This window comes from Paenibacillus xylanexedens, assembly GCF_001908275.1.
GTDB classification, from domain to species: domain Bacteria; phylum Bacillota; class Bacilli; order Paenibacillales; family Paenibacillaceae; genus Paenibacillus; species Paenibacillus xylanexedens_A.
In genome coordinates, this window is sequence record NZ_CP018620.1 from 812,411 (window position 1) to 838,087 (window position 25,677).

The following is a 25,677-nucleotide window of genomic DNA, read 5'->3' on the forward strand; positions in this document are numbered from 1 at the left end:
AATCTAGTTTTCAGAGAACGATCTCTGAATGTAAGCTAAGCTATGCGTTTGGTGGCGATGGCGGAGGGGTTCCACACGTACCCATCCCGAACACGACCGTTAAGCCCTCTAGCGCCGATGGTACTTGGACCGCAGGGTCCTGGGAGAGTAGGACGCCGCCAAGCAAAGAACCACTGCCGATGTTATTCGGTGGTGGTTTTTATTATATATTTTTATTATGCAGTATGGGATTAAAATACAGATTGAATTTGTTGATTTATCAGCACAATAGGATGTATACAGGTAACGTTATTCGATACGAATTGACGTTTTTTTGCGTAATAACTAGACTTGTCCGCTCTGGAAAAACAGTTGTGTTCATCAGGCAATACACCTGATATAACCAAGTACTTTTCCTTGACAGTCTAAATATCGCTTTGCTAAGATGGCAATAATAAATTTTTCAGAAAACGTATTTTCGGCGTAAAATACAGCCTGGAATCTTCGGGTTTTGGACCGTAAAGCTGAGCAAACATAAGGAGGAACACTTGCGTGTGGGAAGATAAATTTGGTAAGGAAGGCCTCACCTTTGATGATGTATTGCTAGTGCCACGGAAATCCGAGACACTGCCTAAAGAAGTAGATGTATCTATTCGTTTGAGTGATACTGTAAAGCTAAATATTCCTTTGATCAGTGCGGGTATGGATACAGTAACAGAAGCGACATTGGCTATTGCCATTGCACGTGAAGGCGGTATCGGTATTATTCATAAAAATATGTCGGTTGAACAACAGGCAGAAGAAGTAGATCGTGTTAAGCGTTCGGAGAGTGGTGTTATTACAAACCCGTTCTCACTGACGGCAGATCATCTGGTATCTGATGCGGAAGCAGTAATGGCGAAATATCGGATCTCCGGTGTACCTATTATTGAAGGAGACCAGAAGCTGGTTGGTATTTTGACCAACCGCGATTTGCGTTTTATCCATGATTACGGCATCAAAATTAGCGAAGTCATGACTCATGAGAATCTGGTTACCGCTCCTGTTGGCACTACACTGCAAGAAGCTGAAGGTATCCTTCAGAAGCACAAGATTGAGAAACTTCCATTAGTTGATGAGACAAACACGTTGAAAGGTCTTATCACGATTAAAGATATCGAGAAAGCCATTCAATTCCCTCATGCAGCCAAAGATGCTCAAGGACGTTTGTTGGTTGGTGCAGCGATTGGTATTTCCAAAGATACATTTGAACGTGCAGATGCTTTGGTACAAGCTGGTGTCGACCTGATTACGGTAGACTCGGCTCACGGACACCACATCAATATCATTGAAGCTGTACGTCAGCTTCGTGAACGTTTCCCTAGTCTGACCATCGTTGCAGGTAACGTCGCTACTGGCGCAGCCACTCGTGACCTGATCGAAGCAGGGGCTTCGGTAGTCAAAGTAGGTATTGGTCCAGGTTCGATTTGTACAACACGTGTTATCGCTGGTATTGGTGTACCTCAAGTAACTGCAGTCTACGATTGTGCAACAGTGGCACGCGAATATGGAGTTCCGATTATCGCGGATGGCGGAATTAAATATTCTGGTGAAATTACGAAGGCACTGGCTGCAGGCGCACACGCGGTGATGCTGGGAAGTTTGTTTGCCGGCACAGCAGAAAGCCCGGGAGAAACTGAAATCTTCCAAGGACGTAGCTACAAAGTATACCGCGGTATGGGTTCAATGGCTGCAATGAAACAAGGTAGTAAAGATCGTTATTTCCAAGATGATGACAAGAAACTGGTTCCGGAAGGAATTGAAGGTCGTGTCGCTTACAAAGGACCATTGTCTGATACGATCCACCAACTGATTGGTGGTCTGCGTTCGGGTATGGGATACTGTGGTACAAGTAACTTGGAGCAACTTCGTAACGATACAGGCTTTATCCGAATTACAGGTGCAGGACTGCGCGAAAGTCATCCCCATGATGTACAGATTACCAAAGAAGCACCTAACTACTCGTTGTAATCTGAAGAGAGTTAATCATTTCCAGGACAGGCTCGGTGATTTTCACCGGGTCTGTCTTTTTTTGCAGATACCCCTGTGATAGAATAGAACAAGCGGTGACGATCCATGGGTGGATTAAGGCGTTGCGGCGGCTATTTGACGTGAATCTATGAATATGGTTTTGAAAAGCAAATTCAGTGCCAGTAAAGGCTGCCAGTTATACAGAAGCGCGGACGTCCTTTTACATAAGCATTTGAAAAATGCGGACTAAGTGACAATCGATAACGAACTTTAGGAGCTATAATATTGCTCGTTCGATACAGCGCATATAGCACACATCTCATACATCAAACACACAGGTTAGGGAACAAGAAAATCGCAGCATAAGCTGCACTGAAGCAATTAACAATGCTTTGGATCGAAGGGAGTATTCATCATTGAAAGCCAAACACATGAATAAAAAGAAACGCCAAATGCTCAAAAAGAGCGTAGCCTCGGTAATGCTAATTAACATGCTTTGTATGTCTGCAGTAATGCCGGTCATGGCTGCTGCGGACAACTCCGGTCAGGTTCTGACTGCTGCGGCAACAACAACGAAGACGGAGAAAGCTATACAGGTGCCTGGGGTAGACTCGCTTGGGCTTGAAGTTAGATCTGCGGTGCTAATGGAAGCCTCAACGGGACAGATTCTACTAAATGTTGATGCGGATAAAGCGATGCCACCTGCCAGTATGACCAAGATGATGACAGAGTACATTGTCGCAGAACAGGTCAAACAAGGTAAATTTGGCTGGGACGATATTGTAACTGTTAAAAAGAATGCTGCACAAAGTGTCGGATCACGTATCTTCCTGGCGGAAGGTGACCAGCACACAGTTAAGGATCTCTATATTGCTATGGCTGTTGGCTCTGCCAATGATGCTACGGTTGCTTTGGCTGAGTATGTTGCGGGTTCGGAAGAAGCTTTCGTGAAAATGATGAATGATGAAGCGAAGCGTATGGGCATGAAGGATACCTTCTTCATCAACTCTTCCGGTCTCGATCGAGCAGATATGCCTGCCGACTTCCGTCCAGCTGAAGATAAAGAAACAGTGATGTCCGCACTGGATGCTGCAATTCTGTGCCGTTATATCATTATGGATCACCCGGACTACACAGAATTTACAACGATTCAATCCTACAAATTCCGTCCTAATGATAAAGCGCCAATTATCAACTACAACTGGATGCTGGAAGCGAATAAAAATATAACCAATTTCAAAAGCTATGCCTATGAAGGTCTGGATGGAATGAAAACAGGCCATACCACGAACGCAGGTAATAACTTTACAGGTACAGCAGAACGTAACGGTATGCGTCTAATTAGTGTTGTTATGGGCACAGATTCGGAATCCGCACGTTTCAGAGAAACTAAAAAGGTATTGGACTATGGATTTAACAACTTTGAAGTGAAACAGGCTGTTGCAGGCAAGACCAAAGTGACGGGCTGGGAAGCGGTACCTTTGAAAAAAGGGAAAGAAACAACCGTTCCTGTTGTAACAGATAATGCGGTAAGTTTCGTTGTACCCAAAGGTACTCAGAACCTGAATGTGACGTTCAAAGCCAACGTAACTGAGGCTGACAAGTTGGTAGCACCAATCAAGGCAGGTACGAAGGTTGGTACAGTAACGTACACGTATAAAGCAGATGGAATTGAGCCACAGGAAAAAACAGTGAACTTGATCACTGCTGAAGAGGCTGAAAAAGGTGGATGGTTCCGTTTGTTCTTCCGTGCTGTGAAGGATTTCTTTGTGGATCTCTTTGACGGGATTAAAAACCTGTTTTAGTCCATAGCAAACTTTATGGAAAGAGTATGATCATGATTTTAATGCTTACATGGTCATATCATTGACAAAATACAAGTTATTCCGACCGGATGGATTGTATATTTACAATTTTTCCGGTAAAATATCAAGTTAGAATTCACGTATGATGAAGTAAAAAAGTACAATGTTCGTTTACCATATGCAAGATCGTGGCTGGTAAGAGAAGGGGAATGAGCGTATGAAGATCGGCGTTTTAGCACTTCAAGGAGCTGTCACAGAGCATATTCGAAGTATTGAACGTGCTGGAGCAGAAGGTATAGCTATCAAACAGGTTCAGCAATTGGAGGACTTGGATGGTCTTATCCTTCCTGGCGGGGAAAGCACGACGATCGGTAAACTGATGCGCAAGTATGGGTTTATGGATGCCATTCGGGCGTTTGCTGCTGAGGGCAAACCGGTATTTGGTACCTGTGCTGGCTTGATCGTTATGGCTAAACACATTGCAGGGCAAGAAGAAGCTCATTTGGAGCTAATGGATATGACTGTATCCCGAAATGCATTTGGACGGCAGAGAGAGAGTTTTGAGACGGATTTGCCAGTCAAAGGTATTGAGGAAACGGTAAGGGCTGTATTTATACGGGCGCCCTTGATCGAGAGTGTCGGAGACCAGGTGGAGGTTCTCTCCACATACAAGGATGAGATTGTTACGGCTCGTCAGGGACATTTGCTGGCTTGCTCCTACCATCCGGAATTGACGGATGACTATCGTCTGCATACTTATTTTGTAGACATGGCCAGATCCTACAAACACACGGTAGACTCTAAATAATGCATGATGTACAACCTATGATCTCCCGGTCATCGGATCACTTCACCAGAAGCCGTATAAGGCCGCTGGTTGGCAGTTGCATCTGAACGGATGCCTGATGTTGCCTGTATCTGCTTCATAGCGGGAATCGCAGCGGAGGGTGACAAGGGGGATATAGGTTGTTTTTTGGGTTACAGGTTCCGATAAGTATATAGTAAGGTGTATACAGTAGAGTTTTGAGAATGGATTTAACATAAGGCTTCACGTTGTGAGGTTATTTAGGAGGGGTATATCGTGCTTGATGTGAAAATATTGCGGAATGAGTATGCACGTGTAGAAGAAGCATTGACTAAACGTGGCAAATCGCTGGATCTTATCGCTGGATTTACCGAGATGGATGCCAAGCGTCGGGAATTGCTTCAAGAGAGTGAAACACTGAAGAGCCGTCGGAATACAGTCTCCGCGGAAGTTGCTAGACTGAAGAAGAATCGTGAGAATGCTGATGATCTGATTGTGGAGATGCGCGAAGTGTCTGATCGAATCAAAGCCATGGACGAGGAAGTTCGGGAACTGGAAGTGAAGATCAATGATCTCACAATGGCGATTCCGAACATTCCTAACGAAAGTGTACCTATTGGAGCTTCTGAAGACGACAATGTTGAGATTCGTCGTTGGGAAGAGCCGAAGTCATTTACTTTTGCACCAAAAGCACACTGGGAAATTGCGCAGGATCTCGATATTCTTGATTTTGAGGCGGCTGCCAAAGTAACAGGTTCCCGTTTTACCTTTTATAAAGGTCTGGGCGCACGTCTGGAACGTGCATTGATTAACTTCATGATGGATCTGCACAGCGATCAACATGGATATGAAGAGATTCTGCCTCCATACATCGTTAATCGGGACAGCTTGTTTGGAACAGGTCAACTGCCTAAGTTCGAAGAAGACCTGTTCAAGTTGAAAGATACCGAATATTATCTGATCCCTACTGCTGAAGTTCCGGTAACGAACTATCATCGCGAAGAGATTCTGAATGTAGATCAATTGCCTAAGCACTTTGTGGCATACAGCTCTTGTTTCCGCTCTGAAGCCGGTTCGGCTGGACGGGATACACGCGGATTGATTCGTCAGCATCAATTCAACAAAGTAGAGCTGCTCAAGCTATCTACTCCGGAGACTTCGTATGAAGAGCTGGAGCAAATGACCCAAAATGCGGAGCGTGTGCTTCAATTGTTGGGCTTGCCGTATCGCGTCCTGACATTGTGCACGGCAGATATGGGCTTCACTTCAGCTAAAACGTATGATATTGAAGTGTGGTTGCCTGAGAGCAACACTTATCGTGAGATTTCTTCGTGCTCCAACTGTGAGGACTTCCAGGCACGTCGTGCCAATATCCGTTTCCGCAGAGAACCAAAAGCGAAACCGGAATTTGTTCATACATTGAACGGGTCAGGATTGGCGGTTGGGCGGACGGTAGCCGCTATCCTGGAGAACTATCAACAGGAAGATGGTACGGTTGTCATTCCTGAAGCATTGCGTCCTTATATGGGCGGTGCAAGTGTGATTGCACGTCGCTCTTAAGTAAGAGTTAGCTAGCCATCCTCATCAAGGGGAATACAAATTCAATCCGTCATTTCGGAATGGCGGATTGGAGTGTTTTGTATAACTGAGGCAGTTGTCTGATACGGGATCATCAATTTTAATATAAAAGGTTGCATTATAATGTCGAGATGTGGTATGATACTTTTTGTGGCAAGTTTATAAAACTTAATTCCCTGGAGAGGTACCGAAGCGGTCATAACGGGGCGGTCTTGAAAACCGTTAGGGGGCAACTCCACGTGGGTTCGAATCCCACCCTCTCCGCCATACTACACTTATAACAAGGATTCGAGCGATATCGCTCGGGTCCTTTTTTGCGTTGTGAGTTTGTCCAGCGTAGTGAGCATACAATTTGGTGACCGATGAATAGGTTGCACAGTACAACGTTATATTTTGAATAAGGCTAATATGTATAAAAACATCTTCATCGCCGCACTTTATAGAAGTGGAGGTGGTAAGATGAACCGCGAGTTAAACATCGATCAGACAGAGCTTGTAGGGGCTTGGCAAGAACGTTTGCCTCAAGTCCTGAATGTTGGAGACCAGGCTCAGGTAATGGCCGACGAAGCCGATCAGCAGGCGATTCGGATACACATTGCTACAGCAGGGCACGAGATGTACTCTTTTGATTTCAAATGTGCATATGTCGATTCCCGTGAAGTCAGCGTACAGCTGATTGATGTGGAACGGGATGGACGAACGACGGATGAGCGTACAGAACCGATTCAGGAACTGGCTCACGATTATACACGGCACATTCATGAATGCGCCCAGTCGTTACAATCCCAGACGAGATAATAGCCTGAAATCTGAAGGAGTGAACTCAATTGACTAAAGCCAAAGCGGGAGTAGACAAAAACCTGCAAAATGTAGTCGATGATCTGGAGCAGCCTGCCGTAAACAGTCATCATGCCCAGCAAATTCAGCAAGATATTAATGATCGCCGTCATCAGGATGCACTGAATCATGACAAAACGGAAGATAGGGACCCATCCCATTCCTAACAATGATGAGGGGGCAATAATATGAGCAAACCAAAAACAATTCCCGTACCGGAAGCGCAAGCATCCGAACAGCATCGTCATTCATCCAAACGCTCTTCCATGCAGGAACCATTATCCGGTTCCAAAAAAGTGAAAAATCAAAATCATGTGGATCATTTGAATCCCCAAGGTTAATAGAAGAAACAGATTCACGCAAAAGTCCCTTGTTACCTAACAGGGGGCTTTTGCGTATTCATACATATATAAAGACAGGCACATGGTTATTCCCAAAGCTGACATAGGTCTTTGTAGCCATTTTAAAGAGGAAAGATCACATTTTTCCCAAATTAGGTTTCGGTATCTGGTGATATGGTATATCATTGATATTGAATTACTTTTTTTTGGGGTTATCACGAGAGGAGAGAAACAAATGACTAAACGTATGGGGGCGCTTCTTCTCACGTTGCTGTTGACCGTATCTATGGCATTAACAGCATGTAGCAGCAAGCAGGAACCAAAAGAGGCATTGAAGACGGCTGCGGCCAATGCTTCCAAATTGACTTCGTATGAAATGAGTTCTAATTTCACTATTAATGAATTGAGCTATAAACCTGGGGATGCTTCACAAACTGATCCTACCATGACTCAGTTTATGAGCATGCTGAAGGATGCTCAGTTGAATGTAACAGGTGTATACCAAAGTGAGCCTATGCAGACAGAGATGACTCTTGGCATCGAGCTTAAAGGCGACATGGGTATGACCTTTAACATCCCAATGGTGATGACGGCAGAGAAACTCTATGTGAAAGTGCCGAATATTCCGTTCTTCCCGATTCCGGAGAACGTTGTAGGCAAATTCCTGGAACTTGACCTGAAAGAACTGGCTGAGCAAGAGGGTACAGAATGGAACCCTGATGCTATGGACGCAGCCAAAACGCAAAAGCTGAGCAACGAAGTCATGGACGCAGTGCTGAGCGAGTACGATCAAGCCAAATTCTTCAAAAATCTAGACACCAAAGATGCAAAACTTCCTGAAGGTGTAGATGCGAAGCAAGTTGTACAATTCTCGGTGAATAATGACAATGTTAAAGAAGCAGTTACTGTACTGGTAACAAAAGCTATGCCTAAAGTATTGGATATTCTGTCCAAAGAGGAATATCGTGAAATGCTGCAAATGGATCAGGCTGATATCGATAAAGCTAAAGAAGATCTGAAGATCACTGAAGCAGATCAGGCTGAAATGGCTAAAGACTTGGATAAATTGAAAGATGTTCTGACAATCAACCAATTCAACATCGATTTCGCATTGGACAAAAACGACTTCCCTGTATATCAAAAGATGGTCGCTGACGTGCTGATCAAGCCAGAAGGTACAAAAGATGAAGTTAAATTGGCATTTACCGGTTCCAATACGTACACCAAGATTAACGAAAAAGCAGCATTCAAAATCAACATCCCTACTGGCGATGACGTAATTACTATGCAAGAGTTCGAAGAATTGATGAACGCTTCATACGGATACTAATCTCGCTGAGTTCAAACCGTCTGTGATTCAAGTGAAGGATAATCTCCTTCCGCTTGGGTACAGGCGGTTTTTTTGTTAGACAGCGTAAGAGGGGATATACGCAAAATAATGATCTTTGAATTTGAATTGCGGCTGGTAATATCTATTCAAATAAAACCGCACTCTCTCCTACATAACTAGGGTAGTGCGGTTTTGTACATTAAATTTGTATATTGTTGAATTGGAAATACAGACGGTCGTGAGGATACGTTTCTTCTTAATTAGTTTGTAAGTTCGTCCAAGTCTTCAGCAAGTACAGCATAGATCTGATGATCCTGATATTTGCCGTTGATCTTGAGGTATTTGCGAGCAGTACCTTCAAACTGGAATCCGTTCTTCTCCAGTACGCGCTGTGAACCTTTATTGGAGGGTAATACCGCAGCCTGAACCCGATTTAACTTCAGCGCACGGAAGCCATAAGCTACGGCCAGTTTAACCGCTGCTGTCATTCGTCCGCCACCCTGATAATCCGGATGGATAAAGTAACCCATATCCGCATAATTGGCAACGCCCAATACGACATTGTTGATACTTACTTGTCCAATCAACAGGCTGTCTTTAATAGTATAGATTCCAAATTGATATCCTGTACCATCTTCTGCTGCCTTGACCCGATCCTCAATCCGCCGAGTCTGAGCATCCAGTGTATAGAACTCATCGTCTCGCACGGGTTCTACAGACTGGTATGGGACACGTGTGATCTGAATCAGGTCCAAATAGGACTGTGTATCCTGGGGGGTGAGCAACCGAAGGCTTATGCCATTGGCTGTATCATAGAGTGTTAGTGCCATTACAGCACACTTCCTTTCTAATTGGGATGTTTGTAGTCGGTGACTACTTTAACTTTTGGCGCAGACTTCTGAAAAATTGAGTTAGCATCGTAGAGCATTCGGGCTGAAGGATATCCGGGACCACCTCGGTGCGATGGTTAAAACGAGGCTCCTGTAGCAGGTTCATCAGTGTACCTGCACAGCCTGCCTTGGGATCAGCCGTACCATAGATTACGCGGGGGACCCTGGATTGTACAATTGCACCTGCACACATTGGACAAGGTTCCAGTGTGACGTACAGAGAACAATCCAACAAACGCCAAGCTCCGATGGTCTCGCTGGCCTGACGAATAGCCACCATCTCTGCATGGGCGGTGGAATCCAGTGTAGTTTCACGCAGATTGTATCCCCGACCAATAATTTGGTTATTTTGTACGATTACAGCTCCAATCGGAACTTCCCCAAGAGCTTCAGCTTTGTAGGCCTCGGCAATGGCCTCTCGCATCCAGTGCTCATGTTGAGCCTCTTCAGATAAATGCGCAAGATCGGGCTGGAGAGAATGGTCATTCATTACTATATAACTCCTTCCAAAATCGTTTATTCAGCGAACAAATATTCGGGTTGTTAACATGTTGTGTATAGAATTGTGGATAACCGTGTAGTTGCTCACATAGTTATAAACAAACTATCCACAAGCCTGTGGGTATGTGGATAAATATAGTGATTAATTTCATTGTAGAGTTCGAAAATGCAAAAAACAACGAATTTCGAGCTTTTCAGTCATTCGGTAACTTTTGGACACAGGTCAATTATCCTTTTCAAAAAGACATACAAGCGTTATGATGGAGATAGGTTTTGCCATATATCGCCAGAGGGTACAAGCCGAGAGGTGAACAAAAAAACTTGTCTATTAAAACGAAATTATCCATGATTATGTCGTGCTCAGTGCTCGTTATTTTAGTGTTGAATATCGCACTGAGTTATTATACTACAGAAGAGAATCTGAGGCAGGACAGTGAAACCAAGATGGTGCTCACTGCAAAGCAGATTGCAATTGCTGTCGAACAGAATCAATACAGTTCGGATTATGTAAAACGGCAGATTGGAAACAATCTGTGGCTTGCTGCTGTCATGGCAGCGGAAGAATTGGACCCGGATATTAATAATATCACAAATGAAGAACTTGTACGCTTGAGCCAAAAGGTCGGCGTCTCACATATTTCGTTAATGGAGCAGACGGATGATGACATCGTTGTTAGCCGCTCCTCAGATCCGAGAGAAATCGGGCTGTCCACCAAATCCATGACTTATTGGTATCAGGCCTTTAAGCAATTGTTTGAAAAACAACAGGTGACGATTCCCCAAGGGCAGAAGTTGGAGCATTTCTGGTCAGATGGATTCGAATACTCGACATCCAGTCCTTCGGATATTGATATCTGGGGTTATTACCATGATGGAAAGAGAAACTACATAATCAATCCCTTCTATAATAATACGGAAGTTGATGACTATGTGAAAATCTCTAGTCCGGATGAGATTTTAAATAAAATTCGTGAGGTCAATCCCTCCATTCTGGAGATTACAGGCATCAATCCGTTGACTTTTGGCAGCCCGAACATGGGGGATGACGGAAGAGATTCGAACTTTAGCAAGTTGAATAACAGACCGATTCGTTTTGGTACATACCAGTATGGTTCTACGGATGAGGATCATCGTGCTGTGGTGCGCGCCATTCGAACAGGGCAAAATGTATCTTTTGTCAGTGAAACGCACGAACAGAAGGTACTGAAGAGTTTTATTCCCATTTTCACACCCAATCAGTCTTCCTATGTGATCAGTATTGTCATGGACTATAAGCAAATATCCTCCATGGTATCTGAGCAGTTGGTGAGCCATGCCTCCATATCGTTGGTTTTGCTGGAGATTGTGATCTTTGGCAGCTATTTGCTCGCAGGGTATATTACGCGTCCGATCCAATCCATACTGGGCAAAGTGAATGATGTAGCGGATGGGCACTTTGATTTCCGTCTGAAAGTAAAGAGGAAAGATGAACTTGGCCAACTGGCCAATCGTATTAATGCCATGATTCGTAATCTGGGCCATTATACGAGTCGTCTGAAACAGATGTATGAAGAGAATCGGGCGGTGAAAGAACATCTGGAGTCCATTATCAATCAGACAGCGGATGCCATTCACATTACGGATCTTGAAGGAAAAGTGCTGCGGGTTAACCGGGCATTTGAACAATTATATGGCTTTCGAAGTCGTGAGGTGGAAGGTCGTAATCTGAAGATCATCCCGCCAGAGGCAGAAGAAGAAATGAAACGTCAGCATGCCCAACTCGTTGAGGGGATGTCCATTACGTCCAACGAAACTACCTGGATGAAGAAAGACGGGACCCGAGTAGAGGTCAGTGTCAGTACGGCTCCGGTACGAGACGAGGCTGGAGAGATTACCGCGCTCATTAGTGTCTCCAGGGACATTACAAGCCGTAATCGGATGGAAGAGCTGCTGAGACGTTCTGAGAAGCTAACAACCGTGGGCCAGCTTGCAGCAGGTGTGGCACATGAGATTCGTAATCCACTGACCACGCTGCGCGGATTCCTGCAGTTACAGCAAGAGAGCAACAAGCTGAATCATCGTCATCTGGATCTGATGTTATCGGAGCTGGATCGAATCAACCTTATTGTTGGTGAATTTCTGATTCTGGCGAAACCGCAGGCGGTTCATTTTCAGAATCGGGACATTCGTTTTATTCTTGGCGATGTCATCTCGTTATTGGATAGTCAGGCGCATCTGCATGGTGTAGAATTTGTACTGCGTGCCTCATCCGATTCGGCTATGGTACACTGTGAAGAGAACCAATTGAAGCAGGTATTCATCAATTTGCTGAAAAATGGTATGGAGGCCATGCCAAATGGAGGAAACATCCATATCAAGCTCAAGCATGACGAGCAATCGAAACGCGTCAGAATTGAGATCAGGGATGAAGGGATCGGTATCCCGGAAGAGATGATGCCCAAGCTTGGGGAGCCTTTCTTTACGAATAAAGAGTCTGGAACAGGGCTTGGCCTGATGGTCAGTCAGCGCATTATTCAATCACATAAGGGCATGATGGATATTAAAAGCGTCATGAACAAGGGAACAACGGTTATTATTGAACTGCCTGCATCCGAGCAACAAACGGATGTTATTGAGGTAGATCAGGTAACGGATCAACCACTTACAGATGAAGAGAAATAGATGAGGTGAGATTACCTTTTGCGTATTAATAAATTTATTAGTGAAACAGGTTATTGCTCCCGGCGTGAAGCCGACAAGTTGGTGGATAGTGGTCAGGTAACCATTAATGGAGTTAAGGCTGAACTGGGCAGTCAGGCAGAAGAAGGCGACGATGTACGAATCAATGGCAAACCTATCAAGGAAAAGAGAAAACACGTATATATCGCGCTGAATAAACCGATCGGGATCACAAGTACAACCGAGCAGCATATTCAGGGCAATATCGTTGATTTTGTCGGGCACGATGAACGTATCTTTCCTATTGGACGTCTGGATAAGGACTCGGAAGGCTTGATCCTGATGACCAATGATGGTGATATCGTTAACCGGATTCTTAGATCAGAAGGGCACCATGAGAAAGAGTATATCGTTACTGTTGATCGATCTGTAACCCCCAGTTTCCTTAGAGGTATGAGCACTGGGGTAAAGATCCTGGGTGAAATGACCCTGCCTTGTACAGTGACCCGGATGACGGATCGAGTATTCCGTATCATCCTGACTGAAGGAAAGAACCGTCAGATTCGGCGGATGTGTAGTGCCTTTGGTTACGAGGTTCGTAAGTTGAAGCGTATTCGGATCATGAACATCCATCTTGGAGAAATGGCGACAGGTTCATGGAGAGAGCTTACCCCTGCTGAAAAAGCGGAGCTGGGCGGTCTGTTGGACTATTCACTGGAATAGCTGGTTCGAGTTCGACTAATTAACTGATTGAAGCCCTGCTTTCCGTAAGGGAGTGCAGGGCTTTTTGGTATAGGGTCAATAATGACAGGTGAATCTTCCAAAATAGCGTGAAAAAATGTAGAGATAAACCAAGCATAAGCCTTATATAAACCAAAAAGACCGTTCTCCTTGTACCTGGAGAACGGTCTTTGGTTAATGAATCGCTGCAGGCCTCTAGTTTCCTCCGCCAACGGCTTTTACATTTGTATTGTTACTTTGATACTTCCGAATGATAGATACCTCTACACGGCGATTCTGTGCCCGTCCCGTATTGGTGTCATTGCTGGCAATTGGGTGATACTCTCCATAACCACTTGGTGTGAATTTGGAAGGGTCCAATTGCGAGTTCAGCAACAGGATTTTCAGGAAGTTGAGCGCACGATCTGCGCTTAGATCCCAGTTATCCTTATATTGGTTGTTCGAAATGGGAATATTATCGGTATGACCGGATACAACCACTTCATATTCAGGGAACTCCTGCAGCATGCTTGAGATTGCTTTGGCCAGGGATCGTGATTCAGGCTTCACATCTGCTCGGCCTGACGAGAACAGGGCGTTATCACTGATGGTGATCTTCAATTCAGACTGATTCAGCTTGGTGTTCAGCTGGTCCGAGAGCCCGTTCTTCGAGATATATTTGTCGAGTCGCTCTTTGAGTTTCTCCAGGTCTTCTTGTTCTTTCTTAGCCATCTGTGCATCTGTAATCTGAGCTGGTGTTTTCTTGGTGATTTCTGTAGGTTCCTGTTTGTTCTTACCCAAATCAGCACCTGGCGTATCCGGATTCATGGACGAATGGTCCAGAATCCCGGAACCTCCATTTAATGCACTGTTTAGTGCGGAAGCCATCTGCTCGAACTTAGCTGCATCGATTGAACTCATACCGAACAATACAATAAAGAGAGCGAGCAACAAGGTCATCAAGTCGGAATAGGGAAGCAACCAGCTCTCGTCTATATGCTCTTCATGTGGTTCGTGCTTCTTAGCCTTTTTCACCTGGTGATCCCTCCTTCTCTTCCAGTTGTTTACGTTCGGAAGGTGTCAGGAATACGGATAACTTTTGGTTGATGGCGATGGTGGAGACACCGGATTGTATGGATAACAGTCCTTCAACCATCATCAGCTTGATCTCCATTTCTTGCTTGGACATCCGTTTCAGCTTGTTAGACATCGGGTGCCATAACACGTAACCACTAAATATACCAAGGAGTGTTGCGATAAATGCTGCCGCAATCGCATGGGAGAGTTTCTCCATGTCACTGAGATCGGCAAGTGCTGCGATGAGACCTACAACGGCCCCGAGAACCCCGAGCGTTGGTGCGTACATCCCCGCCTGAGCGAAGATCAAGGCACTGCCACGGTGGCGCTCCTCTGTAGCATGAATATCTTCCATGAGCACATCACTTACAAATTCCTGATCGTTGCCGTCTATAATCATACGCATACCGCCACGAAGGAACTGATCGTCAATCTCTTCTACTTTTGATTCCAGTGCAAGCAAACCTTCACGACGGGTAGTGGAAGCCCAATCCATAAATGTGCCGATCAGGGATACGCGATCAATAAGTACTTGATTTTTGAAAACAATCCCGAAAAGCTTAGGGATTTTCTTAACTTCAGACATCGGAAATGCGATAAAGATGGTTCCTGCCGTACCAACAAAGATAATAATGTAGGCTGCGGGATTGTTAACCAGGTTGATTAAGGGCGCACCCTTCAAGAACATACCAAATACAAGGGAGACCAGCCCCAAAATTAGTCCAATAATCGTTGAAATGTTCATCATACACCTCATCCATGAGATAAAATTGAATCCTTTCAAGCGGCTGTGTTCGGGCTTCCGGACGAATTTTTGGCCGCAATCCGTTCAATGTTAGGCATTCCTTACGGTTGCTAAAACAGTTAAAACGGTCATATATGTATTTATCGACCAGAAGGCCTTTTTTTTTAAGGGCTATTTTCAGGTATAATAAGATCAAATCCGCTCCTTAGGGGCCGAATAGGAGTGAAAAGCCAATGGGCGTAAAGCATGGACGGGATTATGAAGGAATTTTGACAGATCTGACAACGGCAATCGGACGCATACCGGATCGGTATGTTTTCTTTGAAATGGACGCGGAAGAGTGGGAGAGACTGGCTGCATCTGACCAACTTGAAGTGGATGAGGCGTTGGCGGAGGATTTGTTCTATGCGCTGGGCGAGGAGTCCGTTATTCCGGTTGGAAGTGGCGTGGTCATCCATGATAAGGAACAGCACCGCATTCATATTTTGATCGGGGAAGAAGAGTTGACATTTGTACCTTTAATTTAGTGTGTTCACATGCATTTTCAGGGGTATAAATGGAATTGGAATTCCCCTCAAAGCCTTATGGTTATTGGTTCTATGCCATGTAGTTGATTGGATTTTGAAGCTTGTCCGTGGTAAGATGTTAGTCGTGAAATGGGCCAACCGCATGGCGGTGAGCCTGGCCTTTGAGGTTGCTGTTGATCGCACCGAAGGTGTCGGTGGTTATACGGACGCATGTCTGTAATGTACCATCCTATGGGGAGGAAGATAACGCATGGTTTTTTCGCAAGAGGAAGTCGAAGCTCATCTGGGAAGGCTGGAAGGCTGGGAACTGGAAGAGGGACGGTGGATTGTACGTAAATTCGTGTTCTCCAACTACATGAAAGGGATTGCATTTGTGGATGAGGTCGCTGCGATCTCGGAAGCATTCAATCATCATCCTTTTATTACGATTGATTATACAACGGTTACGTTGCGTCTCACATCATGGGATGCGGGTGGTATCACATCTGTAGATATCAAGGAAGCAGGGCAATATAACGAAGCTTATGACAAAATGAGGTCGCAATAACGAGGTCGGTTATTATCACGCGGCCAGAAGTGAGTGAACCATACATGTCAGACTATAATCAGAAACAACCTCTTATTGCTGTCGTAGGCAGTCTCAATATGGATCTTGTGGTGAAGACAGACACGATTCCGGAAGAGGGAGAGACGGTGAGCGGTGAGGAGCTACATTATCTCGCTGGTGGCAAAGGGGCCAACCAGGCTGTTGCCGCTGCGCGTCTGGGTGGACAGACTACGATGATTGGCGCGGTGGGATCGGACGGTTTTGGCGAACGTCTGCTGCACAGTCTGACGGAAAGTGGTGCAGATGCCTCGCGGGTTCGCATATTGGAAGACACGGTAACAGGGACGGCTTCCATCTGGCTCTCTCGGGGAGACAACCGGATTATCGTTATTCCTGGTGCGAATGGGCAAGTGGTGCCTGAGATGCTGGAAGAGGCGGATACGGTAAAAAGCCTGACTGCAGCCGCAGCGGTGCTGCTGCAGCTGGAGATCCCGCTGCCAGCGGTTACCCGCGCCGCCCAACTGGCGGCTGAAGGCAGCGCACTGGTGGTGCTCAACCCGGCTCCCGCGGTGCCGGGTCTGCCCCAAGAGCTCCTGCGGTGCGTCGACGTTGTCACGCCGAACCGCAGCGAGCTTGCCGTGCTTACCGGCCGGGATCATCTCCGGCCGGAAGACCTGGATGCGGCGGTCGCAGAGCTCGCCGCATCCCTCGGGGCCGCTGTCGTCACGACGCTCGGCCCCGAGGGGGCTGTGTACGCGGCGGCGCCTGGTGGCCGCGTACAAGCAGGGCGTGCCGGCGCGTGCCGTGCGCCCGGCTACGCCGTAAGCGCCGTCGATACGACCGGCGCTGGCGATTGCTTCAACGGCGCGCTGGCAGTAGCCCTCGCGCGCGGTGAGACTTTGGACGCGGCCGTAGGCTTCGCCATGGGTGCGGCCGCGTTATCCGTGACAAAGCTCGGCGCCCAGTCCGGGATGCCGTCCGCACGTGAAGTTGAGGCCTTTCTGGCTGAGCATGCCGCAGAGGCTTAATAATTGATATAACAAAGAGGCTCTTATTCTCCGAAAAGGGGATTAAGTGCCTCTTTGTTATGCGTGTGCAGAGATTATTTCTTCTCTGACAGCCACATGGCGATATTTGCAATCTCTTCATCCTGCAGTTTGCCCTTGAAGGAAGGCATACCACCTTTACCTTTGACAATCGTAGAATAGATTTTCTCCAGATCATCCTGGCTGCCGATGTTGGCCAGAGCAGGTCCTACGCCACCTTGAAGCTGATCCCCGTGACAGGAGATACAATTGGCTTTGACCAGTGCTTCAGCTTGTCCGGCATCCAATGTTACTTCCGGCATGGTTGGCTTGGCTTCTTCAGCCACTTCTTCTTTCCCTGGAAGCGTAAACATTAAAACAATAGCTAAAGCGCATGCTGCAAAAAATACTCCGCTCATGATCCATTTGTGCATCCCTTATGTCCCCTCCAGAATGAAAGATCATCTAACCTGAAACTATCCATATCATTATAACGGAACCTGTACTGACATCATAGCATTTTGTGGGAATTTTTTGAACTAATCACATAACAAGGGGCAAATTTGGTTGTTTTGCAATGGATTCTAACCGCGAGGCCCTTCATAAACCATACAGTGAAAGGGCTTCAAGCCGGTTGGGGTCTGCCGTTCGTATGTATCATGGGTGACAAATCCACTCTTCAGATAGACTTGAATGGCACGAGCATTCCAAGTGAGTACTTCCAGATCAATCTCATTCGTGGGATTTCGGCGAATGGCTTCCTGTACAATGGCAGTGACAAAAGCTGTCCCTTGACCCTGACCACACAGCTCTGGATGCATGCCAAGGCCAATCCGGGTTACCCCTTCAAGTGGGAAGTATTGAGCAAACCCACATATACGATCGTTCTGATCCAAGACGATCGCATATTGCTCCTGCCGTAGCTGTGCATCTCCGAATTCCACTTCCAGAGCTTTCATCTGCTCCCAGGGGAGCCAGCTGTAGATATTGTAAGGCGGGTCATACTGCCAACTGCAGATAAGCTCCGCATGTTCTTCTCGCATGGGTACAACGTGAAACGTCACAGGGGTTTCCTTCATACACCTGCATGCTCCTTTCCTTGAAACAGAACTCTTTGTCCACTCTACAAAAGTGATGTTCATTTAGCAAGTCTTCCTTCCCAAGAAAAAAAATGAAACAAAAGTTCCGGTAATTTCGTTTATATTATAACGGGATGGGTAAAAACATCATAAGGGCACGGACGAACGAACGCAAAATGAACCTGTTAATGTCGCAGGATATACCCCGAGTATAGCTTGCAACATGAATAAGGATTGAAGCACAAAAAAACCGCCGGATACATTCCTGCGGAGAATGTACCGGGCGGTTCTGTTATGCTTTTTGCTTCGTTCCAGTATGGTTAATGGTTACAGCATCATGTTGCTCAGCTTGTCCCTAGTCAAGGGCCAGTGATTCATATGCGTCCGTGCTCATAATCCGTTTCGCGCCAACATAACGATTGGCCCAATAGTTTTCACTCAATGCACTGATCGTAACACCTTTGGATGAAGAGGAGTGTGCGAACTTTCCATCCCCTACAAAGATTCCTACATGAGATACGCCTTTACCTGTTGTATTAAAGAACACCAGATCGCCAGCTCTCATTTCCATGCGGGATACGGAATCGCCCATGTCGAATTGGGAACTGGATTGGCGTGCCAAATCAATACCCAACTTGTCGAATACATACCGTGTAAATCCGGAGCAGTCAAAGCCGTTGAGCGTTGTTCCTCCACTTTGATATGTAGTTCCCATTGCTGAATCAATTACTTTGTCCATCTTTGAATCTGCGAATGCGCTACCTGCACCAAGCGATAAAGCGAATGTGATGCTAAGTACAGCTGCGGTTAATTTCTTCTTGAACAAGAGATATTCCCCTTCCAACGCCTGCGAGGTTAGCTTAAGGATTCGGTTGAAGGTCCCCTATGATCCCTCTGTAGCAAGATCAATTCACCCATAACTGGTTCCCCCGCTTCCCAGGTGCCAGGAATTTGGCTATGCTAGTTATGCACCTGCGAAATCAAGAAATGACGATTTAATTTTAAGTAGTTACAAATATGAATGTAAAGATTACAAAGTTGTTACTAAAAACTCACTGCGATTATTGTAACAGAGGAGTACGGCTTTGGCAACGTTTAGCAACAAATTTAGCAAAAAAAACCTCGACCTTTGACGGGAAAAGGTTGAGGTTTGCCTATTTATAAGTACATATTAGGCCATGAGTTTAACATGTGATGGTAACAATTTTTAAACTATCTGCTCTCACCTTTGGATATTTTGGACTGCCATAATCGGAAATGGCTGCATATTTTCCACAGACTCAATAGACATCTGGCAAGTGGATACGTCTGTTGTAGTATAAGTCCGGTAAGTCCCGTTAATAACCATGAGGCTGTAGTGAATGCCCCAAAGACGAGCAGGTGTACTCCGCCCAGCAGGAGTGCAATGCCGATTACGGCGATGAGATGACGCAGTGCAATCCAGAGGGCTTTGAGGGTACCGTGAGCCCCGCCTTCTCCTTCTGGTGCCGAAACACCGAACTGCATGTAGAGTATGACATGGTGGATGATCCAACCATATACGATCCAGGCAGCGACATATGGTATACCAGGCAAAAGTAATTGAAGGGAATGAAATCCGTCCATGAGAATTGAGTAGAGCTTCGGTATGAGCCAGTAGGCGGGCAGAAGTATCAATAATGTACGTATGGTGTGGAGCAGTAGCATCGGTTTCCACAGATTTTTGATTCCGCGGACAAAGGGGATACGCTCTTCTGTAGAATTAAAGTGCTGAAGTGAGTAGAGCAGTCCTGCCTGAATGAGGGGGCTGATCAACATGCGAACCAGCAGCATGCCCCCGAGAATCCATAGATAACGATGAACCTCCGGATGGGTAGACAGGTTAAGTTGACTTTCCATTTTGAACAAAAGTGTACTCAGCTCACCGGCATCAGCATCTGGATAGCGAAGGAGTAGTGGGATGACCGCCGATTGTACCATTCGATAGAAGAAATATCCCCAAATGAGTTGATAAAGAAATAAGAGTGCGGCAATGAACATATGCTGACGGACGAGAAACCAGCCTTCACGTATTTTCGCTTTCACCGTTTCCACCTCACCATGACAGACCTCCGAATATGGCTTCTATTAGTTTGGTTACACTCATGCTCCAGCGGGACTTCGCTCGCTCATCCAGTCCGGATTTCAGGAAATTATTCATATGGCGGTTCTCCAGCACGATCGTGTACAGGGGATCGGTCATGGCCCAGGATACGGGGGATGTGTGAGTTAATTTATACGTGATGCGATCTTCTTTGCCATTCCATTGCTTGGTGAGGATATGCCCGTCTTCAAAAGCAATGCGAACAGGAACGGCGCTGTAATCACTACCTTTTTTTGTGATCGTCACGGATGACTCGTACAATGTTTGACCGTCTTTCTGTACGGGCGTAATACGAATCTTCTCTACAGCAAAGTCAGCCATCCCATTACCATAGACGTATTGATCAAAATAATCAGACCAGGAAGTGCGGGTCACTTGCTCCACAACCTTTTGAAAATCAGCGGATGTGGGATGTTTGAAACGGTACTTCTTCACATAGGTAGAGAGAATACGCTCCATCTTCTTGGCACCAACTTGATGTTCAATGCCGAGCAATACTAGCTTGCCGCGTGTGTAGACATTGGCTGCATACTCATCCTGTGAATCAAACTTCCAGGATTCTTGTGTTAAGGATGAAGGAGACGTAATCAGTCCCGATTGTACCGGCAGATTCGGAATCAATCCGTATTCCTGCTCCATCAGTTTGTCTTCTGCATAAGAGGTGAATCCCTCATCCAGCCAGGCTTCCTCGAATTCGTTGCTGGCAACCATGCCGTAGAAGTACTGGTGTCCGATCTCGTGGACTATGGTACGTTCCAGGTCATAACCCGGAGTAGTATCATCGGCTCCAAAGGCCGTAACTAGCGTAGGGTATTCCATACCTCCTGCGCCGTTCCCCGCTTTGGGTGGAACTACGATGGATAAGGTAGCGTAAGGATATGGGCCAAACCATTTGCTATAATTGGCTAGAGCGGCCTTCGCGGCGTAGAAGTAACGTTCTTTCAGATCCTGATGAGCAGGGTCCAGATATAACTTGATTCGTACACCAGGCACATTGGGTGCAGAGAAGGGTTCCTCGGCGTAGACAAAATCCGGTGAAGCTGCCCATGCGAAGTCATGCACATCATCGGCGTAAAATTGATAGACCTTTTCTCCATTCTTCACCACGGCTTGCTGTGTCGGAAATCCGGTAGCAGCTACTTTGTATGTTTCAGGCACCCGAATACGCACACTATATATACCGAAGTCAGCGTAAAACTCTGAATTGCCATGGTACTGGTGCAGATTCCAGCCTTCCGTTGTTCGTCCACGTCTGCCCACAGGTTCATAGGCACTTAATTTGGGAAACCACTGACCTGCCATGACAAAATGATCAGCAGTTCCCATCCGGGCAAAAATCTTCGGCAGATTCACTTCAAATCGAGTGTGGAGCGTGATGCTTTCCCCGCCTTTGACGGGTTTGGGCAAGCGTACTTTAATGAGGGTGGTGTCCTTGATATTTCCGTCATCTGGTTGCACATACTGCATCCGGTGTAGCAGAGAGAGCCCGTCCTCCGTTTTCATTTCGGTAATGTTCATGGAGCCGTAACCATTGGTAGGCATGACATCACCCCGAAGCTTTCCACCGGATTCCTTCATAAAGGTGGTGTCAGCAGAAGAGAAGGCGTTGGGATACATATGAAAGTAAAGCTCGCTGACGGTTTTTTTTACCTGGATGTGTCCAGGTAATCGTCTGAGTCCCTTCCAGTACATTCCCTTCGACCAGTTTTACATCCATGTGATATTCCACAACACGGTTGCTGTACACTTCGGCAGTAGGGGTCTGTACACTTTCTGGAGGTGCTGGAGTTGGGGCTATTGCCTTGGGCTTGCCCGATTCGGGGGCGAGTACTGGCAATTCGGAATGAGTTGAGCGATTATAACCCAGAGTGATCCATATCCCTCCGGCAAGTACACACAGGGCCAGGGATGCAGTGAGCCAGCTCTTGGCGCGTCGTGGAATCATCGTTAAATACCTCCCGTTGACAAGCATCTACAGCATGTATATGTTTGCAATGGGGCAATTATTAGTTAAAATATTTGTATCAACCCTTGGAGGTTATAAACATGGACCAAAACGAGCAAAACGGCAAAAAACAGATTGCCTTGAATATCGTTAGTGCAAAAAGCAAGCATAAAGGCTTCGGTGCAGGCTCCATTGAGCTGAATAACCTTTCCCCGGTCATTATTGATAATGGCGAAGCCAAAATCGATATCGGTGCGATGCATGCGAAGAGCAAAGTGGAACGCAATATCAAGTTCTCTACCAATCGTGAAGATGTGCCCAACGGACGCCAGGTATGGCTGGTGTGGGTAGCTGTCGATCGCACGGAGGAAGGCCAACTCTATGGTGGAGCAACGGCATGTGAGATGTGGATTGATACGGAAGCAAGACGTGGATGGAAACTGCTGGCGGAACATGTGAATCGCATGGATTATGCCTTGAAGCGTCGCTTCATGCTGGATGAGCTTGGACCTGAAGCTCGAGCTGCACTTAAGACACTGCTGATCTCACACAACGAAGACTGGTGGAATGCTTCTCCAGATGTATTGAAGGAAGCACTCGCCTAAGGCAGATCTTTCAACACAGTCTAAAAGAAAAAAGCAAAAGGCCCCTTGACCGGAAAGTTCGGTTGGGGGTCTTTTGCTTGTGCTTTAATCCTATTCATCGATCTGAATAATTATGAGTTTTCATCCGAAGTGAATTTCCAATTGTTCAATATAACCAGGGGTTATAGGTGACGCAACTAAGTCATTGCGCATTTACGTCATTCTACCCACCAACGTTTGAAATCTCCCCACCAAGAATGTTTCTCTTCCTGTATGCCTTGTTGATTCTGTACCTGACGGGTCTTCTCATCTTCTCCAGAATCCGAATCATCCGTTGTGCCATGGCATACCTCTGTCGGTTCAGTACCATCAATAAAAACTTCCAGCCGTTTCTCTTCACAACCGTTGCCTGCCAGCTTGCCGGATTCCGGATCAATATAGACACTTACGACATGATCAGGAACGGTGAAAATTTTGGGTGGTACGCTCGCAAGTGCCTGCTCTGTGAACTGGGCAAAGATCGGTGCTGCCCGGCGGCCATCCGAAGTCGAGATGGATTTGCCTTGATCGTAACCAACCCATACAGCGGTGGAAAGCTCCGGTGTGAATCCAACGAGCCAGGCATCCGTGTTGGTTGTTCCTGTTTTTCCCGCTACCGGACGTTTGATCGCCTTAGACACCCGGTTGCCCGTTCCTCCATTTTCGAAGACACTTTCCATTAAACGAGTTAGGACATAAGCTGCCGCAGGTTCCACAACCGTCTCAGCCTTCGTCTGAGGCGATTCATAGAGTACACGTCCTGCGGCATCTGTTACTTGCAGAATGGCGACAGGCGGCGTCCGTTGTCCACCAGCAGCAATGACGGAAAAGGCCGACGCCATCTCCAACGGGCTGACAGGTGACGTTCCCAGTGCAAGAGAAGGTACGGCGCTCAGATTGCTTGTAATGCCGAGGTTTTTTGCCATACTCACAACCTGCTCAGGACCGATCTGCATAATGGTGTTCACCGCATAGATATTGTCTGAAGCGGCGATCGCCTGTCTTAGATCAATCTCACCCAGATACTTGTCTCCAAAGTTGCCGGGTTTATAGGTTTTGCGGTCGTTGTCATAGTGAAAAAGGGTAGGTTCACTGTTAAATATGGATGCACTGGTGAGCTGCTTGGATTCCAGGGCTGCCAGATACATAATGGGTTTAAACGCCGAACCTGGCTGGCGCGTTGTCGCCAGTACATGGTTAATCTGATTGGTGCGGTAATTCTTGCCGCCTACCATGGCTTTGATGTAACCCGTACGAGGGTCGATGGACACGAGAGCCGTCTCAAGCTCACTTTTGGCATCCATACCCTTCGCTATGGCATCTTCAGCTGCTTTTTGTACACGCAGATCCAGGGTGGTGTAGATATTCAATCCCCCATGATCCAGCATCGCTTCACTGATTCCCAGCTCTCTGATGGCCAGATTCCGGATATAGTCACGGAAATACGGAGCACTTTCCACCGTTTTACGCTCACTTTCCGGTTTGAACGAAAGCATTTTCTCATACGCCTTATCCGCTTCGGCCTGGGTGATCTTGCCGATATCAGCCATGGCATTCAGCACAATCTTCTGTCGGTCTTTGGCATTCTTCATATGGTTATAGGGTGAATAGTAGGTAGGTCCTTTCGGGATTCCTGCCAGCATGGCACTCTCTGCAAGATCCAGCTGTTTGGCTGATTTGCCAAAATACATTCGTGAAGCCGCTTCGATTCCGTACGCACCATGCCCATAATAGATTTCGTTCAGATACATCTGCAAAATTTCATCCTTGCTGTATTTCATCTCCAATTGCGCCGTGTACATGGCTTCCTTGGCTTTGCGAGTCCATGTTTTCTCATGAGATAGATACAGGTTACGCGCCAGCTGTTGAGTCAATGTACTCGCACCTTGCGACATCTGCATATGTTCGAGGTTAACGAGCACAGCCCGTCCCATCCCTTGCACATCGAACCCGTAGTGATTATAGAATTTGCGGTCCTCTACAGCCAGAGTGGCATGGACCAGATCTGGAGCGATATCCTCCAGTTGAACGGGTACAGAGTCTTTGCCACCTGCGGAGAAGGTAGCGATGACTTCACCCTGACTGTCCAGTAATCTGGAATTCCGGTCAGAGTCTGCGAGAGGCAGGCTGGTTGCGTATAGATAGACCAATCCTGCAGCGGTAGCAAGTATAGCGAGCACGGCGAGCAGAGACAGGTTTTTAATGAATTTTCGTACAGGGAACCCGCGTTTGCGGGTCTTTTGATTTGGCTTGGTCATGGAACGGGCTCCTCTCTTTTCTTCCAGTATGGGACTTGATTGGCAGGGATATTCAATCGGGTGCATAAGCAAACAAAATGTAGCATTTTCGCCTTAAAAACCGTTTTGCAGTATAAACGTCAATCGCGTATAATGCAAAAGGGTAATGAAAAGGTAAGATTCGGCACAAGATACTAAAGCGCGTAAGGACGAACAGACGAATGGTCATTGATTCATTGATTAGTCAGACGCTCTGCACGCTCTGGTCAATTTAATCTATATAATGAAGTGAACCG

Annotated in this window: 23 protein-coding genes, 1 tRNA gene, 1 rRNA gene, 1 pseudogene and 1 riboswitch; of the genes and pseudogenes, 16 read left to right on the forward strand and 10 right to left on the reverse strand. The window is 46.4% G+C overall.

Annotated elements, in window-relative coordinates; genetic code table 11:
• Nucleotides 1-47: 47 nt before the first annotated feature.
• The 10 genes from rrf to BS614_RS03485 all read left to right on the forward strand — a co-directional run bounded on the left by rrf (nt 48) and on the right by BS614_RS03485 (nt 8,685).
• Nucleotides 48-164 (forward strand): 5S ribosomal RNA (gene rrf / locus BS614_RS03445).
• Between the two features lie 367 nt (nt 165-531).
• Nucleotides 532-1,989: an IMP dehydrogenase gene (guaB, locus tag BS614_RS03450; protein ID WP_036607306.1), complete on the forward strand. Its 1,458-nt coding sequence runs from the start codon at nt 532-534 to the stop codon at nt 1,987-1,989.
• 416 nt (nt 1,990-2,405) lie between these two features.
• Nucleotides 2,406-3,794 (forward strand): D-alanyl-D-alanine carboxypeptidase family protein, encoded by a 1,389-nt coding sequence (locus tag BS614_RS03455; RefSeq protein WP_074092934.1) that lies wholly within the window; start codon nt 2,406-2,408, stop codon nt 3,792-3,794.
• Between the two features lie 217 nt (nt 3,795-4,011).
• The gene (gene pdxT / locus BS614_RS03460) at nt 4,012-4,602 is read left to right on the forward strand and encodes a pyridoxal 5'-phosphate synthase glutaminase subunit PdxT (protein ID WP_036671585.1); all 591 of its coding nucleotides are present in this window, start codon (nt 4,012-4,014) and stop codon (nt 4,600-4,602) included.
• A gap of 273 nt (nt 4,603-4,875) precedes the next feature.
• Nucleotides 4,876-6,159 (forward strand): serine--tRNA ligase, encoded by a 1,284-nt coding sequence (serS, locus tag BS614_RS03465; RefSeq protein ID WP_017691327.1) that lies wholly within the window; start codon nt 4,876-4,878, stop codon nt 6,157-6,159.
• A gap of 196 nt (nt 6,160-6,355) precedes the next feature.
• A tRNA-Ser gene (locus tag BS614_RS03470) sits at nt 6,356-6,444 on the forward strand.
• 192 nt (nt 6,445-6,636) lie between these two features.
• Nucleotides 6,637-6,975 (forward strand): hypothetical protein, encoded by a 339-nt coding sequence (locus tag BS614_RS03475; RefSeq protein ID WP_036607297.1) that lies wholly within the window; start codon nt 6,637-6,639, stop codon nt 6,973-6,975.
• 29 nt (nt 6,976-7,004) lie between these two features.
• Complete coding sequence (locus BS614_RS31760) at nt 7,005-7,181, forward strand: hypothetical protein (protein WP_017691325.1); 177 nt, start codon at nt 7,005-7,007, stop codon at nt 7,179-7,181.
• Nucleotides 7,182-7,202: 21 nt separating this feature from the next.
• The gene (locus BS614_RS03480; RefSeq protein WP_036607296.1) at nt 7,203-7,355 is read left to right on the forward strand and encodes a small acid-soluble spore protein P; all 153 of its coding nucleotides are present in this window, start codon (nt 7,203-7,205) and stop codon (nt 7,353-7,355) included.
• 235 nt (nt 7,356-7,590) lie between these two features.
• The gene (locus BS614_RS03485; protein WP_047841148.1) at nt 7,591-8,685 is read left to right on the forward strand and encodes a hypothetical protein; all 1,095 of its coding nucleotides are present in this window, start codon (nt 7,591-7,593) and stop codon (nt 8,683-8,685) included.
• Between the two features lie 260 nt (nt 8,686-8,945).
• Here the strand turns inward: BS614_RS03485 and BS614_RS03490 are convergent, their stop codons facing one another.
• Both BS614_RS03490 and tadA read right to left on the reverse strand, forming a co-directional pair.
• Nucleotides 8,946-9,515, reverse strand: a complete 570-nt coding sequence (locus tag BS614_RS03490; protein WP_074092935.1) for a GNAT family N-acetyltransferase — start codon at nt 9,513-9,515, stop codon at nt 8,946-8,948.
• 43 nt (nt 9,516-9,558) lie between these two features.
• Complete coding sequence (gene tadA / locus BS614_RS03495) at nt 9,559-10,065, reverse strand: tRNA adenosine(34) deaminase TadA (protein ID WP_074092936.1); 507 nt, start codon at nt 10,063-10,065, stop codon at nt 9,559-9,561.
• 332 nt (nt 10,066-10,397) lie between these two features.
• On the opposite strand from tadA, the gene BS614_RS03500 reads away from it, so the two are divergent.
• On the forward strand, nt 10,398-12,737 hold the full coding sequence (locus tag BS614_RS03500) for an ATP-binding protein (RefSeq protein WP_074096673.1): 2,340 nt from the start codon (nt 10,398-10,400) through the stop codon (nt 12,735-12,737).
• Between the two features lie 18 nt (nt 12,738-12,755).
• Complete coding sequence (gene rluF / locus BS614_RS03505) at nt 12,756-13,457, forward strand: 23S rRNA pseudouridine(2604) synthase RluF (protein WP_074092937.1); 702 nt, start codon at nt 12,756-12,758, stop codon at nt 13,455-13,457.
• 213 nt (nt 13,458-13,670) lie between these two features.
• On the opposite strand, the gene motB is transcribed toward rluF, so the two are convergent.
• On the reverse strand, nt 13,671-14,489 hold the full coding sequence (gene motB, locus BS614_RS03510; protein ID WP_036607292.1) for a flagellar motor protein MotB: 819 nt from the start codon (nt 14,487-14,489) through the stop codon (nt 13,671-13,673).
• On the reverse strand, nt 14,476-15,276 hold the full coding sequence (gene motA, locus BS614_RS03515; protein ID WP_036607291.1) for a flagellar motor stator protein MotA: 801 nt from the start codon (nt 15,274-15,276) through the stop codon (nt 14,476-14,478). The genes motB and motA overlap by 14 nt, the downstream gene beginning before the upstream one ends.
• A gap of 233 nt (nt 15,277-15,509) precedes the next feature.
• Between motA and BS614_RS03520 the strand changes: the two genes are divergently transcribed.
• The 3 genes from BS614_RS03520 (at nt 15,510) to rbsK (ending at nt 17,378) form a co-directional block, all read left to right on the forward strand.
• Complete coding sequence (locus tag BS614_RS03520) at nt 15,510-15,803, forward strand: hypothetical protein (protein WP_074092938.1); 294 nt, start codon at nt 15,510-15,512, stop codon at nt 15,801-15,803.
• Between the two features lie 250 nt (nt 15,804-16,053).
• On the forward strand, nt 16,054-16,350 hold the full coding sequence (locus tag BS614_RS03530; RefSeq protein WP_017691315.1) for a 4a-hydroxytetrahydrobiopterin dehydratase: 297 nt from the start codon (nt 16,054-16,056) through the stop codon (nt 16,348-16,350).
• A gap of 44 nt (nt 16,351-16,394) precedes the next feature.
• The gene (rbsK, locus tag BS614_RS03535) at nt 16,395-17,378 is read left to right on the forward strand and encodes a ribokinase (RefSeq protein WP_074092940.1); all 984 of its coding nucleotides are present in this window, start codon (nt 16,395-16,397) and stop codon (nt 17,376-17,378) included.
• Nucleotides 17,379-17,452: 74 nt separating this feature from the next.
• Here the strand turns inward: rbsK and BS614_RS03540 are convergent, their stop codons facing one another.
• From BS614_RS03540 to BS614_RS03560, 5 genes and pseudogenes are all read right to left on the reverse strand, one after another.
• Nucleotides 17,453-17,809 carry a c-type cytochrome gene (locus BS614_RS03540; RefSeq protein ID WP_036607288.1) on the reverse strand — a complete coding sequence of 119 codons (357 nt, stop codon included), beginning with the start codon at nt 17,807-17,809 and terminating at the stop codon, nt 17,453-17,455.
• Between the two features lie 150 nt (nt 17,810-17,959).
• Complete coding sequence (locus BS614_RS03545) at nt 17,960-18,454, reverse strand: GNAT family N-acetyltransferase (RefSeq protein WP_074092941.1); 495 nt, start codon at nt 18,452-18,454, stop codon at nt 17,960-17,962.
• A 355-nt stretch (nt 18,455-18,809) separates the two neighbouring features.
• Nucleotides 18,810-19,280 (reverse strand): C40 family peptidase, encoded by a 471-nt coding sequence (locus BS614_RS03550; protein WP_017691311.1) that lies wholly within the window; start codon nt 19,278-19,280, stop codon nt 18,810-18,812.
• Nucleotides 19,281-19,283: 3 nt separating this feature from the next.
• Nucleotides 19,284-19,421, reverse strand: a riboswitch (cyclic di-AMP (ydaO/yuaA leader).
• Between the two features lie 245 nt (nt 19,422-19,666).
• Nucleotides 19,667-20,518: a hypothetical protein gene (locus BS614_RS03555; RefSeq protein WP_036607309.1), complete on the reverse strand. Its 852-nt coding sequence runs from the start codon at nt 20,516-20,518 to the stop codon at nt 19,667-19,669.
• A gap of 10 nt (nt 20,519-20,528) precedes the next feature.
• Nucleotides 20,529-22,521 (reverse strand): annotated as a pseudogene (locus tag BS614_RS03560) (M1 family metallopeptidase).
• 101 nt (nt 22,522-22,622) lie between these two features.
• On the opposite strand from BS614_RS03560, the gene BS614_RS03565 reads away from it, so the two are divergent.
• Entirely contained in the window at nt 22,623-23,126 is a 504-nt protein-coding gene (locus BS614_RS03565; protein ID WP_017691308.1) for a YwhD family protein, read from the forward strand.
• A gap of 197 nt (nt 23,127-23,323) precedes the next feature.
• Here the strand turns inward: BS614_RS03565 and BS614_RS03570 are convergent, their stop codons facing one another.
• The gene (locus BS614_RS03570; RefSeq protein ID WP_074092942.1) at nt 23,324-25,402 is read right to left on the reverse strand and encodes a transglycosylase domain-containing protein; all 2,079 of its coding nucleotides are present in this window, start codon (nt 25,400-25,402) and stop codon (nt 23,324-23,326) included.
• Nucleotides 25,403-25,677: the final 275 nt, after the last annotated feature.

Excerpts from the sequence above, each read along its gene's own strand:
- pdxT (WP_036671585.1), top strand. The coding sequence starts at position 4,012 with ATGAAGATCGGCGTTTTAGCACTTCAAGGAGCTGTCACAGAGCATATT.
- BS614_RS03475 (WP_036607297.1), top strand. The coding sequence starts at position 6,637 with ATGAACCGCGAGTTAAACATCGATCAGACAGAGCTTGTAGGGGCTTGG.
- BS614_RS03480 (WP_036607296.1), top strand. The coding sequence starts at position 7,203 with ATGAGCAAACCAAAAACAATTCCCGTACCGGAAGCGCAAGCATCCGAA.
- BS614_RS03485 (WP_047841148.1), top strand. The coding sequence starts at position 7,591 with ATGACTAAACGTATGGGGGCGCTTCTTCTCACGTTGCTGTTGACCGTA.
- BS614_RS03490 (WP_074092935.1), bottom strand. The coding sequence starts at position 9,515 with ATGGCACTAACACTCTATGATACAGCCAATGGCATAAGCCTTCGGTTG.
- tadA (WP_074092936.1), bottom strand. The coding sequence starts at position 10,065 with ATGAATGACCATTCTCTCCAGCCCGATCTTGCGCATTTATCTGAAGAG.
- motA (WP_036607291.1), bottom strand. The coding sequence starts at position 15,276 with ATGAACATTTCAACGATTATTGGACTAATTTTGGGGCTGGTCTCCCTT.
- BS614_RS03520 (WP_074092938.1), top strand. The coding sequence starts at position 15,510 with ATGGGCGTAAAGCATGGACGGGATTATGAAGGAATTTTGACAGATCTG.
- BS614_RS03530 (WP_017691315.1), top strand. The coding sequence starts at position 16,054 with ATGGTTTTTTCGCAAGAGGAAGTCGAAGCTCATCTGGGAAGGCTGGAA.
- rbsK (WP_074092940.1), top strand. The coding sequence starts at position 16,395 with ATGTCAGACTATAATCAGAAACAACCTCTTATTGCTGTCGTAGGCAGT.
- BS614_RS03540 (WP_036607288.1), bottom strand. The coding sequence starts at position 17,809 with ATGCACAAATGGATCATGAGCGGAGTATTTTTTGCAGCATGCGCTTTA.
- BS614_RS03545 (WP_074092941.1), bottom strand. The coding sequence starts at position 18,454 with ATGAAGGAAACCCCTGTGACGTTTCACGTTGTACCCATGCGAGAAGAA.
- BS614_RS03565 (WP_017691308.1), top strand. The coding sequence starts at position 22,623 with ATGGACCAAAACGAGCAAAACGGCAAAAAACAGATTGCCTTGAATATC.
- BS614_RS03570 (WP_074092942.1), bottom strand. The coding sequence starts at position 25,402 with ATGACCAAGCCAAATCAAAAGACCCGCAAACGCGGGTTCCCTGTACGA.